We start from the raw sequence: 18,399 nt of genomic DNA on the forward strand, positions 1-18,399 counted from the left end.
AAACATTGATACTTCAACGTTTTAAAAATATCAGAAATTTTCGATATTTTTAAAATCACTTTTCTCAGGGCAGTCTTATTTAATATAAAAATAAATAAAGCGATAGAGGACTACGTCACTCTATCACTTTATGAGTTGAATTCTATTTAATGATTAGTTGACTGGACGAATTTCTGTTTTGCCGCCCATAAATGGTACAAGTGCTTCTGGAATTGTAATTGAACCATCTTCGTTTTGGTAGTTTTCTACGATAGCTGCAAATGTACGACCTACTGCAAGTCCACTACCATTTAATGTGTGTACTAATTCTGGTTTAGAAGAAGCATCACGTTTGAAACGAATGTTAGCACGACGAGCTTGGAAATCAGTACAGTTTGAGCAAGAACTAATTTCTTTGTAGTCATTGTAACTTGGTAACCATACTTCTAAGTCATATGTTTTACTTGCGCTGAAGCCAATATCTCCAGTACATAAGATCACGCGACGATATGGTAATTTTAATTCTTCTAAAATTGCTTCGGCATTTTGAGTCATATCTTCTAATGCATCCCAAGAATCTTCAGGTTTTTCAAAACGCACCATTTCAACTTTATCGAATTGATGTAAACGAATTAAACCTCTTGTATCTCTACCAGCTGATCCCGCTTCACTACGGAAACATGCAGTTTGACCAGTGAATTTTTCTGGTAACACACCAGGTTGGATAATTTCATTTCTATAGAAGTTTGTTAATGGCACTTCTGCAGTTGGAATTGTGTATAAGCCTTCTTTTTCAACTTTGAATAAATCTTCTTCAAATTTAGGTAATTGGCCTGTACCAAACATTGTATCTGCATTTACCAATTGAGGTGTCATCATTTCTGTATAACCATGTTGTGTTGTATGTTTTGTTAACATATAGTTCATTAATGCACGTTCTAATAAAGCACCATCTTTAGTTAAATAAACGAAGCGCGCACCTGATACTTTTGCAGCACGTTCGAAATCAGCCATTTTTAATTCTTCTACTAAATCCCAGTGCGCTTTTGGTTCAAAATCAAATTCACGAGGCGTACCCCATTTTTTTAATTCAACATTTTCAGTGTCGTCAGCACCTTGTGGTACGTCATCTGCAATTAAGTTTGGAATACGAATTAAGATATCACGAATTTTATTATCTACTTCATTTAATTTTGCATCATTTTCTTTAATTTCATCGCCTAATTCACGCATTTCTTTAATGACGTCATCCGCATCTTCTTTGTTACGTTTTTTTTCAGCGATTTGATCACTTACTTTGTTACGACGTGCTTTCATTTCTTCTGTTTTACCAATTAAATCACGACGTTGATTATCTAATTCTAATACTTCATCAACAACCTTTGAATCATCTCCTCGTAATTCAATTTTGCTCTTAACTTTGTCCGTTTCGTCTCTGAATTGCTTGATGTCTAACATATAATATTCATCCTTCCAAAAAATTTATATTGAGTGACCATAGCGATTTAAAATAAAAAAAGACCACATCCCCATACAAGGGACGTGGTCTACGCGTTGCCACCCTATTTAACAATTTAATTAAATAAACTAAATTGCACTCCACTATCGATAACGGTTAAAACCGATTGTTCAATATAAGTAGGTAGATTCGCATAAAAATTAATTACTTGTTTACACTAACCACAAGCTCTCTGAAATTAATACCCTTATGTTACTTAGCCTACGAACAATACTTTATTAACTTAATTTTAATATAGCAAAGTCATATATAATTTTCAAGCAGTTCCCTCATTCAAATATAACAAACTATATACGTTAATATTCTGTCAATTTTAGCATTTATAAATTTATTTAAAATAGTGTTGACGAAACGCTTAAGCAGGTATAATATTTTCTATTGTATTTAAAACGCACATGATATTTTCGCTTGTCTTAATAACTCATCATTTCATTGATTTAATATATAGAAGTTATGACTTTCGAATCTAAATAGGGAGGATTCATCATATGGAAACATTAACTAATGTGACAATTCCTAAACGTAATGACGAAACGCATAAAGGTGATTATGGAAAAATTCTTTTAATTGGTGGTAGTGCAAATTTAGGCGGAGCAATCATGTTAGCTGCCCGTGCATGTCTTTTTAGTGGAAGTGGTTTAATTACTGTAGCCACACATCCTACTAATCATGCAGCCATTCATTCACGTTGTCCTGAAGCAATGGTAATAGATATTAATGATACTAAAATGTTAACAAAAATGATTGAGAATACAGATAGTATTTTAATTGGACCAGGTCTTGGCGTTGATTTTAAAGGAAATAATGCGATTACTTTCTTACTACAAAATATTCAACCCCACCAAAACTTAATTGTAGATGGTGATGCAATTACAATATTTTGTAAACTTAAACCTGATATTCCTACATGTCGTGTTATCTTTACACCACATCAAAAAGAATGGGAACGTCTAAGTGGTATTCCTATTGAAGAACAAACGTATGAAAGAAATAGAGAAGCTGTGGATAAATTAGGTGCTACTGTAGTACTAAAAAAACACGGTACAGAAATCTTCTTTAAAGATAAAGAATACAAATTACCAATTGGCACACCTGCAATGGCTACAGGTGGTATGGGTGATACATTAGCTGGTATGATTACAAGTTTTGTAGGTCAATTTGATAGCTTACAAGATGCCGTTACGAGCGCAACTTATATTCACAGTTATATTGGTGAAAAACTTTCTGAAAAAATGTACGTTGTGCCCCCTTCAAAATTAATTAATCAAATTCCTTATGTAATGAAAGAATTAGAACGATAAATAATAAAAATAAGACTTCCCTATATGTGGGAAGTCTTATTTTTATATTTAATTCTGATTTGAATCATTCTCAATATCTTCATTTACACGGTCCATGAAATCTTGTCTTACTTCGATGCGTTCATCATCTTCATCAGATTCAGTATGCAAAGCATTACCAGGTGTCGTATCATCTATCACTTGTTCATTTGCACTTTCTGTAGTTTGAGCACTCGCATTTTCTGTTTGTTGTGCCGCTTCAGTTGCAGCTTCATCTTCAGTTTTATCAATGACTTTCGCAACAGTTGATACGGCTTGATTATCGCCTAATTTCATTAATCGCACACCTTGTGTGGCACGGCCATTTTGAGAAATATCTTCAACTTGTAGACGAATAATAATACCACCATCTGTTACAATCATTAAATCTTCTTGACCGCTTACCGTTGTAATACATACAACATTACCATTACGTTCTGTAATTTTAGCTGTTTTTATACCTTTACCGCCACGATTAGATAAACGATATTCACTTACAGGTGTTCGTTTACCATAACCTTTTTCAGTAACGACTAGAACTTCATCTTCACTTTCAGCATAGGCTACGTCTAAACCTACGACTACGTCATTTTCTCTTAGAGAAATACCTCTCACACCTGAAGCTGTACGACCTAGTGGGCGTAAACTATTTTCAGGGAATCGAATTAATGAGGCATGTGCTGTACCAAGTAAAATATCTTGTTTACCATCAGTAAGACGAACTGCAATCAATTCATCATCTTCTTTAAAGCCAATCGCAATTTTACCATTCTTATTAATATGAGAGAAATTGCTTAATGCAGAACGTTTAACAATACCTTTTTTAGTAGCAAAGACTAAGAAACTGTTCTCATCTTCTAAATCTCTTACGGCAATCATCGTACTAATCACTTCATCATTTTCAAGCTCAATCGCATTAATGACTGGAATACCTTTAGATTGACGAGATAATTCAGGTACTTCGTATCCTTTCAACTTATAAACACGGCCTTTATTCGTAAAGAATAAAACATTATCATGTGTACTTAATGTTACAAGTTGACTGACAAAGTCTTCTTCTAAGGTATTCATACCTTGTACACCTCGTCCACCTCTGTTTTGTGAACGATATGTAGATACAGGTAAACGTTTAATATAGTTGTTATGACTTAAAGTGATGACAATTTGTTCTTCAGGGATTAAGTCTTCATCTTCTAAGTGATCTAAACCACCCAATTGAATTTCAGTACGACGTTCGTCACCGAAACGTTCTTTAATTTCTGTAAGCTCATCACGAACAAGTTGAAGTAATACATCTTCATTTGCTAAAATCTCTTCTAATTCTGCAATATAACTTAATAATTCATTATACTCATTTTCAATTTTATCGCGCTCTAACCCAGTTAAACGACGTAAACGCATATCTAAAATGGCTTGAGCTTGACGTTCAGACAATTTAAAACGTTCTTGCAATGTTTCCATCGCCACTTTATCTGTGTCAGACTCACGAATAATAGAAATAATTTCATCAATGTGATCAAGCGCAATTCTTAAACCTTCTAAGATATGTGCACGATCTTTCGCTTTTTTCAAATTGTATTCTGTACGACGACGTACAACTGTTTTTTGATGTTCTAAATATTCAACAAGCGCTTCTTTTAAGTTAATTAATTTAGGTCGACCATTCACAAGGGCAATCATATTTACACCAAATGATGTTTGTAATGGTGTGTGTTTATATAAATTATTTAAAATAACATTTGCATTGGCATCTTTACGTACCTCAATAACAACTCTTACCCCTGTACGTAAACTTGTTTCGTCACGAAGATCTGTAATACCTTCAATTCTTTTCTCACGCGCTAATTCTGCAATTTTCTCAATCATTCTTGCTTTATTCACTTGATATGGAATTTCAGTCACAACAATACGCTGACGACCACCGCCACGTTCTTCTATTGATGCACGTGCACGCATTTGAATTGATCCACGACCAGTTTCATAGGCACGTCTAATGCCACTTTTACCTAAAATTAAGCCAGAAGTTGGAAAATCAGGACCTTGAATATCTTCCATCAATTCTGAGATTGTGATATCAGGATTTTGACTTAAACGTAAGACTCCGTCAATGACTTCTGTTAAATTGTGTGGTGGAATATTTGTAGCCATACCAACCGCAATACCTGAAGCACCATTCACTAAAAGGTTAGGGAAACGAGAAGGTAAGACTTCGGGCTCTCTTTCTGTACCATCATAGTTATCTAAGAAATCAATAGTATCTTTATTGATATCACGTAACAGTTCTAATGTGATTTTGGTCATTTTTGCTTCGGTATAACGCATTGCCGCAGCACCGTCACCATCCATTGAACCAAAGTTACCTTGACCATCAACAAGAGGATAACGATAGCTAAAGGTTTGTGCCATTCTTACCATAGCATCATAAATTGAAGAGTCGCCGTGTGGATGATATTTCCCCATAACGTCCCCAACAATACGTGCTGATTTTTTATAAGGTTTGTCTGGAGTCATTCCTTGTTCATTTAGACCATATAAAATACGACGATGTACAGGTTTTAAACCATCACGTACATCTGGTAATGCACGTGAAACGATAACGCTCATCGCATAGTCTAAAAATGATTCGCGCATTTCGTTGGTTATATTTCTTTCATTAATTCTTGATTGTGGTAGAGAATCAGCCATCAAGATATCCTCCTTTTATAGTCAGTTCACATTAAGTTAAATTAGAAATCTAAATTAGCATAAACTGCATTATCTTCGATAAATTGTCTACGATTTTCAACAACGTCACCCATTAACATTTCAAATGTTTGATCCGCTTCTACTGCATCTTCAAGTTTTACTTGTAACATCATACGATTTTCAGGATTCATTGTTGTTTCCCATAATTGATCGGCATTCATTTCACCTAAACCTTTGTAACGAGAAATTTGCCATTTTGGAGTAGGATTTAGTTCAGCTTTTAATTTATCCAATTCACGATCGTTAAAGACGTAATATTTTTGTTTACCTTGTGTTAGCTTATACAATGGTGGTTGAGCGATGTATACATACCCAGCCTCAATTAATGGACGCATAAATCTGTAGAAGAATGTAAGTAATAATGTGCGAATATGCGCACCATCTACATCAGCATCTGTCATGATAACAATCTTATGATAACGGGCTTTAGAAATATCAAACTCGCCACCTATACCTGTACCAAATGCTGTAATCATTTGACGGATTTCATTGTTATTTAAAATACGATCTAAACGTGCTTTTTCCACATTTAATATTTTACCTCTCAACGGTAAAATCGCTTGTGTTTTTGAGTCACGACCTTCTTTTGTAGACCCCCCGGCAGAGTCACCCTCAACTAAGAAAATTTCACTTTCATCAGGATTTTTACTTGAACAGTCTGCCAGTTTACCAGGTAAACTTGAAATTTCTAATGCTGATTTACGACGTGTCACTTCACGCGCTTTTTTAGCTGCTACACGTGCTCTTGACGCCATGATTCCTTTTTCAACAATGATTCTTGCAACATTTGGATTCTCATATAAAAAGCGTTCAAAGTGTTCTGAAAATAATCGATCAACGATTTGACGTACTTCAGAGTTACCTAATTTCGTCTTCGTTTGACCTTCGAATTGTGGATTACCATGTTTTATAGAGACAACTGCTGTTAAACCTTCACGTGTATCTTCACCTGAAAGACGTTCTTTATCATCTTTAATAATCTTACTTTGAGTCCCATAACTGTTTAAGACACGTGTAAGTGCACGTTTAAAGCCATCTTCATGTGTACCACCTTCATATGTGTGGATATTATTCGCATAGGATAATAAGTTTGTAGCATAACCGCTATTGTATTGTATTGCAATTTCTACTTCGATATCATCTTTTGACTGATGAATATAAATAGGTTCGTCATGAATAGGTTCTTTATTTTCGTTCAGTAATTCAACGTAAGATTTAATACCACCTTCATAATGATACGTGTCTTCACGTTGTTCTTCATCTTCACGTTCGTCTCTTAGTGTAATTGAAATACCTTTATTTAAGAATGCTAATTCTCTAATACGTTTTTGAAGTGTTTCATAATTATAAACTGTTGTTTCTGAAAAGATTTCACTATCTGCTTTAAAGCGAATCACTGTACCTGTTTTATCCGTACTACCTATTTCTTTAAGATCAAATTGAGGCACGCCTTTTTTGTATGCTTGATGATAAATTGTTTCATTACGGTGTACATACACTTCTAAATCTTGTGATAACGCATTTACTACAGATGAACCTACACCATGTAGTCCACCAGATACTTTGTATCCGCCACCACCGAATTTACCTCCGGCATGAAGTACAGTAAGAATAACTTCTACTGCGGGACGTCCCATTTTTTCTTGAATATCGACAGGAATACCACGACCATTGTCAGTCACTTTAATCCAGTTGTCATTCTCAATCACTACTTCAATTTGATTAGCATATCCAGCTAGCGCTTCGTCAATACTGTTATCAACGATTTCCCATACCAAATGATGCAAACCTCTTTCTGAAGTTGAGCCAATATACATACCAGGGCGTTTACGTACCGCTTCAAGTCCTTCTAATACCTGTATTTGTCCAGCACCATAATTATCTGTGTTGTTTACATCTGACAATGTATTCACCATCACTTTCTATTACTTAATAATTTCACCTTGATTAATTCGGTAAAGTTTCGCATTATTCATGATTTCATGATCAATACCGTCTACCGATGTAGTTGTTACGAAGGTTTGTACTTTATGTTGAATTGTACTGAGTAAATGCGTCTGACGAGAATCATCAAGTTCACTTAAGACATCGTCTAATAATAAAATCGGATATTCTCCGACTTCAATGTTCATTAATTCTATTTCTGCTAGTTTAATTGATAAAGCGGTTGTTCTTTGTTGACCTTGAGATCCATAGGTTTGAGCATCCATGTCATTCACATTAAATCCTAAGTCATCTCTATGTGGACCGTATAAACATACTGCTCTATCCATTTCACGTTGTTGATATTCATTCAATAACGTGATGACTTCATCTAATAATTCACTCTTATTTTTACTTGTATCGCTAAGTTTAATACTTGGTAAATATTTTAGAGATAATGTTTCACGTTGGTTCGTAATACCAGCGTGGATAGGCTGTGCTAAAGCCTCTAATTCTTCAATAAATTGCTCACGTCTTAAAGTGACATTAAGCGCATATTGTGCAAATTGTTGATTTAAAACCTCTAGCATCGTTTTATCTGTTTTTTGACCAAGTTGTAACTGCTTAAGATAATTATTTTTTTGTTTGAGAATACGTTGATATTGAGCTAAATCGTTGAGATATACTGCAGAAATTTGCCCTAATTCCATATCTATAAATCGTCTTCTAATTTGAGGAGAACCTTTAACAATATTTAAGTCTTCAGGTGCAAAAAGAACCACATTTAGATGTCCAACATACTGTGTTAGTCGACTTTGTTCCAAGTGGTTCACTTTAACTTGTTTACCTTTTTTAGTTATATACATCGTTAATGGCATGGTTCCGTGTCTATAACTTAGCTCACCCTCTATTTTAGCATACTCAGAGTTAAACCGTATAAGTTCCTTGTCATTGGAGGTTCGGTGACTTTTAGCTAAAGCAAGGACGTAAATTGATTCAAGTAAATTTGTCTTTCCCTGTGCATTTTCTCCAATAAGAATATTCACTTCAGGATGACAATTTAACGTAACCGCTTCATAGTTACGATAGTTTTCTAATTGGAGTGTTTTAAGCTTCATTGCTCACCTTGATGAATAATAATAAATGAATCGATATCTGGAATATCAGGGAAGTCGATACGATCTTGGTCAGCTAGCTTTTTTCCACGACGTGTTTCACGTTCGCCATTTAATAAAACATCGTAATCTTGTAAGAACCATTTTGCTTGTCCACCTGATTCGATGATACCTTCTGTTTTAAGAAATTGACCTAACGTAATCTCGCCTTCAACTATTACTTCTTGAACCAAAATAATCACTCCATTTCTTTATATATCATTACTATATTATACCTTTTTTAGGAATAAATTTCATTTAAAATGAAGTGTGAAACCGTTTACTTTTAAATAAGTTTTTGTTATTTTAAATTGTTATGTAAAAAATAGATGATTTTTTGAAATTATGACAAAAATAATCAGAGACAATATCTCAATTTTTAATTTTAAGGCCTATTTCAGCGAATATAATGAGTTGTAGATAAAAACCACGTTTTACTAAATTTAGCTTCACTATGAACCTCTGAGATAGTTTAAAATCACTGTTTTAATCAATAAAAAAGTAGAACAGTAATTCAATAAGAACTCTGTTCTACTTTAACTTTTTAATTAATCTTTAATGACTAGTATGTTCTGATTGGTAAAATGAGTTGAGTGACTGAATCATCTGCTTTTGGTTTTAAGATAAATGGTTTCATCGTACCAAAGAATTCTACTTCAACTTCATCATTATCAATTGCTTTTAATGCGTCCATCATATATTTTGAGTTGAATGAAATTTTCAAATTGCCACCTTCAACATCAGTTGCTGTAACTTCTTCTTTTACTGTACCGATTTCTGGTGATGTAGATGATAATTCTACAACCTCATTTCCAGTACTTAATTTAATTACGTTATTTCCGCCTTCACGTGCAAGTAATGACGCACGATCTATCGCATGATAGAATTCTCCGTTATCTAATCCTAATTTGATTTCATAGTTTTCAGGGAAAAGACGTGTTGTATCAGGATAATGACCTTCTAATAAACGTGAAATAAAGTTTACGTTACCGACCTTGAACAATACTTGATTAGATGCAAAGAAGATATCGATGTCTTCATCATTATCACTCATAATTTTATTTAATTCAGATAATGCTTTACCTGGAATAATAACATTTTTATTTTCCGATTCATCTTCAAGCTTTAATTTTCTTACAGCCAAGCGGTGTGAATCCGTAGCAGTGCATATTAATTCATTATCTTGTATAAGCCAGTTCACACCAGTTAAAACTGGGCGTGTTTCTGAGGTGGACACTGCAAAGTTTGTTTGCGCAATAATGTTTTTAAGTACTTTTACAGATAATTGAATTGCATCATCACGTGATACTTGCGGTAATAATGGATATTGTTCAGGATCTAAACCACTTAAATTAAATTCTGAATGTCCTGATGTGATAAGGGTTTGAAACTGTTCATTTGTTGATAATTTAACATCTTTGCCTGGTAATTTTTTAATGATGTCAACAAAGAAACGACCAGGAAGAACCACTGATCCAGTTTCAGTAATATCAACAATATCTTCTCCATCTACTTGTTTAGGAATCGTGATTTCAATTGAAATTTCTGAGTCAGAACCAGTTAAGATAACGTTATTATCTTTAGCATCAATTTTGATACCTGTTAAAATTGGTAAAGTTGTTCTTGGTGAGATTGCCTTTAATGTATCATTCAATTGTGTGATAAAGTAATCTCTTTTTATTGTAAATTCCATTATTAATTTAAACTCCTTCCAGTCGTTTATACTTAAATTATATAGGTTTTAAAATCATAGTAATAGTAGTAGGGCTTGTGGATTAGTGGATATCTCATGAAACGCCTTTTATATCAAAGTTATACACATGTGGATAAGTTGTTAATGATGTGTATTACTTCTTCACATTATCCACAATTTAACCTTTTCTAGATTCTTGCTATATTTATAAAATTATTTAGAAGCACAATCATCTTTGATATTGAATGTCATATTTTAGCAATGCTGTTATATAACAGATTCATATTTCCTATTACTGTTTACGTATTTCTTTTTCTAAATCTTCGACTTCTTGTTTGAAAATTGGATCCGCCTTAATATCATTCGAAATTTTTTCGTGTGCGTGAATAACTGTAGTATGATCGCGTCCTCCAAATTCCTCACCAATTTTTGGTAATGAAAAATCAGTTAATTCTCTAGATAGATACATTGCGATTTGTCGTGGATATGCAATCGACTTTGTTCTTTTCTTAGCACTAAAATCTTCGATGCGTACATTGTAATAATGCCCAACTACTTTTTGAATATCTTGAATCGAGATTTTTTTAGATTTGGGAACTTGAATAATATCTTTTAATGCTTCAGCAGCAAGTTCTGTTGTAATCGGTTTACCTTGTAATTTTGAATAGGCAAGTAAACGCGTTAAAGCTCCTTCAAGTTCACGAATATTTGATTGAATTTGATTTGCAATATAATTCAATGCTTCTGCTGGAATTTCTAAGTTCTCTTCTTCGATTTTTTTCTGCAAGATGGCCATACGTGTTTCATAATCTGGTGGCGTGATATCAACAATGAGACCCCATTCAAATCGAGAACGTAAGCGATCTTCAAGTTTTGCTATTTCTTTAGGTGGACGATCACTTGAAATAACAATTTGTTTTTTATTTTGATGTAATTCATTAAATGTGTGGAAAAATTCTTCTTGTGTTTGTTCTTTATTTTGAATGAATTGAATATCATCAATTAATAATACATCGATATTTCTATATTTTTCTCTAAATGCTTCAGGTTCATTGTTACGAATGGATTTAATAAAATCATTTGTAAACTTTTCGCTTGAAGTATAAAGCACTTTGGCATTCGGTTTATTACTTAGTACGTGATGACCAATGGCATGCATTAAATGCGTTTTCCCTAATCCTACGCCTCCATAGATAAATAATGGATTATAAGCTTGTGCAGGTGCTTCAGCTACAGCTAAGCTTGCTGCATGTGGGAAGCGGTTGCCAGGACCAATCACAAATGTATCAAACGTATTATGCGTATTAAATTGATCGATATCATCATGGCTATCATCAATGGCAGACGTTTTGTTTACAGTATTTGATTGTTTACGACTCGTTTCATCAAGTTCAGCGAGTTGTTCAGCAGTGTAAAATTTTGGATCAACTTCATAACCAATGATGTCTTTCATAATTGTTTGAATTACATCTTTATAATTTGAGTTTAACCAATCAGCATAAAACTCATGAATAACAAAGATGTAAGCAACATTGTCGCGAATTTCTTTAAGTTCAGTGTCTTTTAAAAACGTATTAAACGTTGTTTTCGAAATCTCTGACTCAGCTACTTCTAATACCTTTTTCCAAATTTCTTGTTCCGACATATATAAACTCCATCTTTCTATAAATTTAAGACTTATACACAGTTTTTATAAGCGTGGATAAAAATAATCACAGCATGTTAATAATTATCCACAAGTTAATCACATTCGGTGGATAACTTTATATATGCTATGATTTATACACAGTAAAAACACGTATAGAATTTATAAAAAAATCCTATAAGATAAATGATTCAGACGACTTATCCACACAATTATACTTTTTAACTGCAATAGATGTCAAATGGCTGTGAATATGTTTGTAAATTTGGTATAAATCTGTGAATATGCTATTGATTATCCACAAAAAATTAAATACTATATGTGAATAAGTGGATAAAAAATGATACCATAATTTAATGTACTATAACAGGTTTGGGAAATAATTTATAAACGTGTATTAAATATGTATAAAATTGAGAAACTACTAAATCAATGAAATGTATAAATATTAAAAAATAAAAGTGATATAACTAAAAGAGCGTCTTGAAATTCATTAATTGGTTTCAAAAGCTGCTTGCTTTATAAATGGTAATTTGTTATATTGTAGTAGTTGCTTGAATTATGACTAGATAAAATCGAATTAAATCAAAATTATTTGATATTAACAATTATCATTTATCTATTAAAATAGTCAGGTTCATTAGAAGTAGATTTAGTGAACGAGATATAATATGTAGATGGAGGTGTTTTGCATGGTAAAACGTACTTATCAACCAAATAAACGTAAACATAGTAAAGTTCATGGTTTCAGAAAACGTATGAGCACTAAAAATGGCCGTAAAGTTTTAGCGCGTCGTCGTCGTAAAGGCCGTAAAGTTTTATCAGCATAAGATCACTGACTTCTCAGTGGTCTTTTTTTTCGTTTTAAACCCACACATTTTAATAGATGAATGTAACATAAAGAACAATGTAAGCGAGTGATTTAAGCGTGGAGAAAGCTTATCGTATAAAAAGGAATAGTGAGTTCCAAAAAATTTATAAAAAGGGAAAATCTGTAGCCAATAGACAATTTGTTGTGTATACATTAAACAATGAGTATGAACATTTTCGCTTAGGCATTAGCGTTTCTAAGAAAATCGGAAATGCTGTAACTCGAAATCGTATTAAGCGTGCCATTAGAGAAAATTTTAAAGTGCATAAGCAAGATATGATTTCAAAAGATATTATTGTAATAGCGAGACAACCTGCTAAAAATATGTCAACTTTAGAGATTCAAGGCAGTTTAGAACATGTATTGAAAATAGCAAAGGTATTTAATAAGAGAATTAAGTAAAGTTAGACTAACGGAAGTCTAATGTTAGACAAACCGAATACTAACCAGTAGGTTATAAAACAATATATTCGCAATTTAATTAGAAACTTATTACAATATTATATTGAAATTTTACTTAACTAGGGAGGCGAGAATGGATAATGGATTTTGATACAATTACAAGTATTTCAACTCCAATGGGAGAAGGTGCAATTGGTATTGTACGGTTGTCTGGTCCAGAAGCGGTTGAAATAGGCGATAAGTTATATAAAGGAAAGAAAAAATTAAAAGATGTTCCATCACACACTATTAATTACGGCCATATTATAGATCCTGAGACAGATGAAGTTGTAGAAGAAGTGATGATTTCAGTTTTACGTGCACCAAAAACCTTTACACGTGAAGATATTATTGAAATTAATTGTCATGGGGGTATTTTGACAATTAATCGCATACTAGAACTTACCATGACACATGGCGCTAGAATGGCGGAACCCGGCGAATATACTAAGCGTGCGTTTTTAAATGGTCGAATTGACTTATCTCAAGCAGAAGCAGTCATGGACTTCATTCGTTCTAAAACGGATAGAGCCTCTAAAGTTGCAATGAATCAAATTGAAGGTCGTTTGAGTGATTTAATTAAACGACAACGTCAATCGATATTGGAAATTCTTGCCCAAGTTGAAGTGAACATTGATTATCCAGAATATGATGATGTTGAAGATGCAACAACGGAATTTTTACTTGCGCAGTCTAAAAAAATTAAAAATGAAATTGATCAATTATTAGAAACGGGAACTCAAGGTAAGATTATGAGAGAAGGATTATCTACAGTGATTGTCGGTAAACCGAATGTAGGTAAATCTTCAATGCTAAATAATCTTATTCAAGATAATAAAGCCATTGTCACTGAAGTAGCTGGAACAACTCGAGATGTATTAGAAGAATACGTTAATGTACGTGGTGTCCCATTAAGACTTGTTGATACAGCAGGTATTCGTGATACTGAAGATATTGTAGAAAAAATAGGCGTAGAGCGCTCACGTAAAGCATTAAGTGAAGCGGATTTAATTCTTTTTGTATTAAATAATAACGAGCCTTTAACTGAAGAAGATCGTACATTATATGAAGTCATAAAAAATGAAGATGCTATTGTTATCGTTAATAAAACAGATTTAGAACGTCGATTAGATATTGAAGAAGTTAAAACTATGATAGGGGACACATCACTTATTCAAACATCAATGTTAAAACAAGAAGGTATCGACGAATTAGAATTACAAATCAGAGATTTATTCTTTGGTGGAGAAGTACAAAATCAAGATATGACGTATGTTTCAAACTCTAGACATATCTCACTTTTAAAACAAGCAAGACAAACAATTCAAGATGCCATTGATGCAGCTGAAGCTGGTATTCCTATGGATATGGTTCAAATTGATTTAACTCGTACATGGGAAATATTAGGAGAAATTATTGGAGAATCAGCAAGTGATGAATTAATTAATCAGCTATTTAGTCAATTCTGTTTAGGTAAATAATAAAAATTAAGACGGTCAGTAGTCTAAAATGAATAATAATAATTAAGGAAAAAATAGGGAGGTCAATTCAATGGTTCAAGAATATGACGTAATTGTTATTGGTGCCGGTCACGCTGGAATTGAAGCGGGATTAGCTTCAGCAAGACGTGGTGCTAAAACGTTAATGTTAACCATTAACTTAGATAATATCGCCTTTATGCCATGTAACCCATCAGTCGGTGGCCCAGCAAAAGGAATAGTAGTACGTGAAATCGACGCATTAGGTGGCCAAATGGCTAAAGCCATTGATAAAACACACATTCAAATGCGTATGCTTAATACTGGTAAAGGTCCAGCAGTTCGTGCATTACGTGCTCAAGCTGATAAAGTGCTTTATCAACAAGAAATGAAACGTGTCATTGAAGATGAAGATAACTTAGATATCATGCAAGGCATGGTAGACGAATTATTGATTGAAAATGATGAAGTTAAAGGTGTACGTACGAATATAGGTACAGAGTATCATGCGAAAGCTGTAGTTATCACGACAGGTACATTTTTACGTGGAGAAATCATTTTAGGTAAAATGAAATATTCAAGTGGTCCAAACCATCAACTTCCATCTATTTCATTAGCTGATAACTTAAGAGAACTTGGGTTTGAAGTTGTGCGTTTTAAAACAGGTACACCGCCACGTGTGAATTCTAAAACCATCGACTATTCTAAAACTGAGATTCAACCTGGCGATGACGTTGGTCGTGCGTTTAGTTTTGAAACTACCGAATACATTTTAGACCAACTACCTTGTTGGCTCACGTATACAAATGATCGTACACATAAAGTTATTGATGATAATTTACATTTATCAGCCATGTATTCAGGTATGATTAAAGGTACAGGTCCACGTTATTGTCCATCTATTGAAGATAAATTTGTACGTTTCAACGACAAACCACGTCATCAACTTTTCTTAGAACCTGAAGGACGTAATACGAATGAAGTTTATGTGCAAGGCTTATCAACCAGTCTTCCTGAACATGTTCAACGTCAAATGTTGGCTACTATTCCAGGTCTTGAAAAAGCAGATATGATGCGTGCAGGTTACGCGATTGAATATGATGCGATTGTGCCAACACAATTATGGCCAACATTAGAAACTAAAATGATTAAAAACTTATACACTGCAGGGCAAATTAATGGTACATCTGGTTATGAAGAAGCAGCAGGCCAAGGCATTATGGCAGGTATTAATGCTGCAGGGAACGTATTAGGTACAGGCGAAAAAATTCTAAGTCGTTCAGATGCTTATATTGGTGTCTTAATTGATGATTTAGTAACAAAAGGAACGAATGAGCCTTATCGTTTATTGACTTCTCGTGCTGAATATCGCTTATTATTACGTCATGATAATGCCGACTTACGTTTAACTGATATTGGTTATGACTTAGGCATGATTTCTGAAGAACGTTATGCACGTTTTAATGATAAACGTCAACAAATTCAAGATGAAATTGACCGTTTATCAAATATCCGTATTAAACCAAATGAACATACGCAATCTGTGATTGAAGCTCATGGTGGTTCACGCTTAAAAGATGGTATCTTAGCCATTGATTTATTGCGTCGTCCTGAAATGACGTATGATACAATTTTAGAGATATTAGAAGAAACACATCAGTTACCAAAAGCGGTAGAAGAACAAGTTGAAATTCAAACGAAATATGAAGGTTACATCAATAAATCATTACAACAAGTTGAAAAAGTTAAACGTATGGAAGAAAAGAAAATTCCAGAAGACTTAGATTATAGTAAAGTGGATAGTTTAGCCACTGAAGCACGAGAAAAATTAGCAGAGGTTAAACCATTAAATATTGCGCAAGCATCACGTATTTCAGGTGTTAATCCTGCAGATATTTCTATCTTACTTGTATATTTAGAACAAGGTAAATTACAAAGGGTGAAAAATTAATGAGTGGCATCGAATGGTTAACAAAAGCGTTAAGTGAGCAAGGGATTGAATTAACAGAACAACAACAACAACAATTTCAAACCTATTATCGTTTGCTTGTTGAATGGAATGAAAAAATGAATTTAACAAGTATTACTGATGAGCATGAAGTTTACTTGAAACATTTCTATGATTCTATTACAGCTGGATTTTACTATGATTTTAATCAACCACTAACACTTTGTGATGTAGGGGCTGGTGCTGGATTTCCAAGTATTCCTTTAAAAATTGTTTTTCCAGAATTGAAAGTAACCATTGTCGATTCATTAAATAAACGTATTCAGTTTTTAAATCATTTAGCAGTTGAACTTGGATTAACACAAGTAAGTTTTGTTCATGATCGAGCAGAAACATTTGGTAAAGGTGTCAATAGAGAAACATATGATGTGGTAACAGCACGTGCAGTGGCAAGACTTACTGTTCTAAGTGAGTTATGCTTGCCGTTAGTTAAAAAAGGCGGGCAGTTTATTGCATTAAAGTCTGCAAAAGGTGAAGAAGAATTAGCAGAAGCACAATTTGGTATAAGCATCTTAGGTGGAGAGTATAGTGATTCTTACACATTTGATTTACCAGAAGATGCAGGTGAAAGACAAATGATTATAGTTGATAAGCGCCGTCAAACACCTAAAAAATATCCTAGAAAACCTGGTACACCTAATAAAGCTCCTTTATTAGAAAATTAATCAATTTTTCGGTTACTCATGTTAAAATTGATTTTAAGAGGAGTGAATGGACAATGAAAAAACCTTTTTCTAAACTATTTGGTTTAAAAAATAAAGAAGACATCGTTGATTATATTGAAGAAAATCGTCATTCAAGTGTGGAATCCATTCAAATAGAGCGTATCGTACCTAACCGTTATCAACCGCGCCAAGTGTTTGATTCAAGTAAAATTACAGAACTTGCTGAGTCGATAGAAGAACATGGGTTATTACAACCCATTGTCGTTCGACCTATAGAAGAGAATATGTATGAAATTATTGCAGGTGAACGACGATTTAGAGCATTACAATCCTTGCATCAATCTAAAGCAGACGTCATTATTCGTCATATGAATGATGAAGAAACTGCTGTAGTGGCCCTTATTGAGAATATCCAACGTGAAAATTTATCTGCAATAGAAGAAGCCGAAGCGTATAAAAAGTTACTTGAAATTGGACAAACCACTCAAAGTGAGTTAGCGCAAAGTCTTGGAAAAAGCCAAAGTTTTATAGCTAATAAATTACGCTTACTTAAATTAGCACCAAAAGTAATTGTACGATTACGTGAAGGTAAAATTACAGAACGCCATGCACGCGCAGTATTATCCTTAAAAGAAGCGGATCAAGAACAATTGATTGAACAAGTTATTGCTCAGAAATTGAATGTCAAACAGACAGAAGCTCGTGTGAAACAAAAATTAGGCCCTGAAAAAGTAAAAGCAAAAACATTCCAATTTTCTAAAGATTTGACACAAGCACGTGATGAAGTTGGTAAGAGTATTCAAGCCATTGAAGACTCGGGTATTCATGTTGAGCATCGTGATAAAGATCACGAGGATTATTATGAAATTAAAATAAAACTATATAAACGTTAATGACTAAAAGAACAGGTAGAATGAATGTTGCATTCAGTATCCTGTTCTTTTTTTGTCACCTATTTT

General features: G+C 33.5%; 14 protein-coding genes and 1 other annotated feature. Of the genes, 7 read left to right on the forward strand and 7 right to left on the reverse strand.

The genetic code is table 11. From position 1 onward, the window contains the following. Positions 1–153: 153 nt before the first annotated feature. Positions 154–1,437 carry a serine--tRNA ligase gene (gene serS / locus HMPREF2578_RS08080; RefSeq protein WP_002488451.1) on the reverse strand — a complete coding sequence of 428 codons (1,284 nt, stop codon included), beginning with the start codon at positions 1,435–1,437 and terminating at the stop codon, positions 154–156. Positions 1,438–1,512: 75 nt separating this feature from the next. Then, positions 1,513–1,716: a binding site (T-box leader), on the reverse strand. A 270-nt stretch (positions 1,717–1,986) separates the two neighbouring features. On the opposite strand from serS, the gene HMPREF2578_RS08085 reads away from it, so the two are divergent. Next, positions 1,987–2,799 (forward strand): NAD(P)H-hydrate dehydratase, encoded by an 813-nt coding sequence (locus HMPREF2578_RS08085; protein ID WP_002488487.1) that lies wholly within the window; start codon positions 1,987–1,989, stop codon positions 2,797–2,799. 48 nt (positions 2,800–2,847) lie between these two features. Here the strand turns inward: HMPREF2578_RS08085 and gyrA are convergent, their stop codons facing one another. From gyrA to dnaA, 6 genes are all read right to left on the reverse strand, one after another. Beyond that, complete coding sequence (gene gyrA, locus HMPREF2578_RS08090; protein WP_070508386.1) at positions 2,848–5,502, reverse strand: DNA gyrase subunit A; 2,655 nt, start codon at positions 5,500–5,502, stop codon at positions 2,848–2,850. Positions 5,503–5,543: 41 nt separating this feature from the next. Continuing rightward, positions 5,544–7,478 carry a DNA topoisomerase (ATP-hydrolyzing) subunit B gene (gene gyrB, locus HMPREF2578_RS08095; protein WP_019834694.1) on the reverse strand — a complete coding sequence of 645 codons (1,935 nt, stop codon included), beginning with the start codon at positions 7,476–7,478 and terminating at the stop codon, positions 5,544–5,546. A 9-nt stretch (positions 7,479–7,487) separates the two neighbouring features. Beyond that, the gene (recF, locus tag HMPREF2578_RS08100) at positions 7,488–8,603 is read right to left on the reverse strand and encodes a DNA replication/repair protein RecF (RefSeq protein WP_017175622.1); all 1,116 of its coding nucleotides are present in this window, start codon (positions 8,601–8,603) and stop codon (positions 7,488–7,490) included. Further along, positions 8,600–8,842 carry a S4 domain-containing protein YaaA gene (gene yaaA, locus HMPREF2578_RS08105; protein WP_170999996.1) on the reverse strand — a complete coding sequence of 81 codons (243 nt, stop codon included), beginning with the start codon at positions 8,840–8,842 and terminating at the stop codon, positions 8,600–8,602. The genes recF and yaaA overlap by 4 nt, the downstream gene beginning before the upstream one ends. Before the next feature lie 359 nt (positions 8,843–9,201). Beyond that, positions 9,202–10,335 (reverse strand): DNA polymerase III subunit beta, encoded by a 1,134-nt coding sequence (gene dnaN, locus HMPREF2578_RS08110; protein ID WP_025987126.1) that lies wholly within the window; start codon positions 10,333–10,335, stop codon positions 9,202–9,204. 289 nt (positions 10,336–10,624) lie between these two features. After that, positions 10,625–11,977 (reverse strand): chromosomal replication initiator protein DnaA, encoded by a 1,353-nt coding sequence (gene dnaA / locus HMPREF2578_RS08115; RefSeq protein WP_002488122.1) that lies wholly within the window; start codon positions 11,975–11,977, stop codon positions 10,625–10,627. A 692-nt stretch (positions 11,978–12,669) separates the two neighbouring features. Between dnaA and rpmH the strand changes: the two genes are divergently transcribed. The 6 genes from rpmH (at position 12,670) to noc (ending at position 18,333) form a co-directional block, all read left to right on the forward strand. Then, positions 12,670–12,807 carry a 50S ribosomal protein L34 gene (gene rpmH, locus HMPREF2578_RS08120; RefSeq protein WP_000240855.1) on the forward strand — a complete coding sequence of 46 codons (138 nt, stop codon included), beginning with the start codon at positions 12,670–12,672 and terminating at the stop codon, positions 12,805–12,807. A gap of 98 nt (positions 12,808–12,905) precedes the next feature. Continuing rightward, positions 12,906–13,250: a ribonuclease P protein component gene (gene rnpA, locus HMPREF2578_RS08125; protein ID WP_017175623.1), complete on the forward strand. Its 345-nt coding sequence runs from the start codon at positions 12,906–12,908 to the stop codon at positions 13,248–13,250. A 140-nt stretch (positions 13,251–13,390) separates the two neighbouring features. Beyond that, complete coding sequence (gene mnmE / locus HMPREF2578_RS08130) at positions 13,391–14,770, forward strand: tRNA uridine-5-carboxymethylaminomethyl(34) synthesis GTPase MnmE (protein WP_017175624.1); 1,380 nt, start codon at positions 13,391–13,393, stop codon at positions 14,768–14,770. 70 nt (positions 14,771–14,840) lie between these two features. Next, a complete protein-coding gene (gene mnmG / locus HMPREF2578_RS08135) occupies positions 14,841–16,718 on the forward strand; it encodes a tRNA uridine-5-carboxymethylaminomethyl(34) synthesis enzyme MnmG (RefSeq protein ID WP_017175625.1) in 1,878 nt (625 codons plus the stop codon). After that, positions 16,718–17,440, forward strand: a complete 723-nt coding sequence (rsmG, locus tag HMPREF2578_RS08140; RefSeq protein WP_017175626.1) for a 16S rRNA (guanine(527)-N(7))-methyltransferase RsmG — start codon at positions 16,718–16,720, stop codon at positions 17,438–17,440. The genes mnmG and rsmG overlap by 1 nt, the downstream gene beginning before the upstream one ends. 53 nt (positions 17,441–17,493) lie before the next feature. Continuing rightward, on the forward strand, positions 17,494–18,333 hold the full coding sequence (gene noc / locus HMPREF2578_RS08145) for a nucleoid occlusion protein (protein ID WP_017175627.1): 840 nt from the start codon (positions 17,494–17,496) through the stop codon (positions 18,331–18,333). Positions 18,334–18,399 lie beyond the last annotated feature (66 nt).

This window comes from Staphylococcus sp. HMSC072H03 (assembly GCF_001809305.1).
Classification (GTDB): domain Bacteria; phylum Bacillota; class Bacilli; order Staphylococcales; family Staphylococcaceae; genus Staphylococcus; species Staphylococcus hominis.

Bases quoted from the DNA above. Each gene is read 5' to 3' on its own strand.
- gyrB (WP_019834694.1), bottom strand. From the start codon at position 7,478: ATGGTGAATACATTGTCAGATGTAAACAACACAGATAATTATGGTGCT.
- noc (WP_017175627.1), top strand. From the start codon at position 17,494: ATGAAAAAACCTTTTTCTAAACTATTTGGTTTAAAAAATAAAGAAGAC.
- mnmE (WP_017175624.1), top strand. From the start codon at position 13,391: ATGGATTTTGATACAATTACAAGTATTTCAACTCCAATGGGAGAAGGT.
- rsmG (WP_017175626.1), top strand. From the start codon at position 16,718: ATGAGTGGCATCGAATGGTTAACAAAAGCGTTAAGTGAGCAAGGGATT.
- mnmG (WP_017175625.1), top strand. From the start codon at position 14,841: ATGGTTCAAGAATATGACGTAATTGTTATTGGTGCCGGTCACGCTGGA.
- serS (WP_002488451.1), bottom strand. From the start codon at position 1,437: ATGTTAGACATCAAGCAATTCAGAGACGAAACGGACAAAGTTAAGAGC.
- dnaA (WP_002488122.1), bottom strand. From the start codon at position 11,977: ATGTCGGAACAAGAAATTTGGAAAAAGGTATTAGAAGTAGCTGAGTCA.
- rpmH (WP_000240855.1), top strand. From the start codon at position 12,670: ATGGTAAAACGTACTTATCAACCAAATAAACGTAAACATAGTAAAGTT.
- HMPREF2578_RS08085 (WP_002488487.1), top strand. From the start codon at position 1,987: ATGGAAACATTAACTAATGTGACAATTCCTAAACGTAATGACGAAACG.
- recF (WP_017175622.1), bottom strand. From the start codon at position 8,603: ATGAAGCTTAAAACACTCCAATTAGAAAACTATCGTAACTATGAAGCG.
- gyrA (WP_070508386.1), bottom strand. From the start codon at position 5,502: ATGGCTGATTCTCTACCACAATCAAGAATTAATGAAAGAAATATAACC.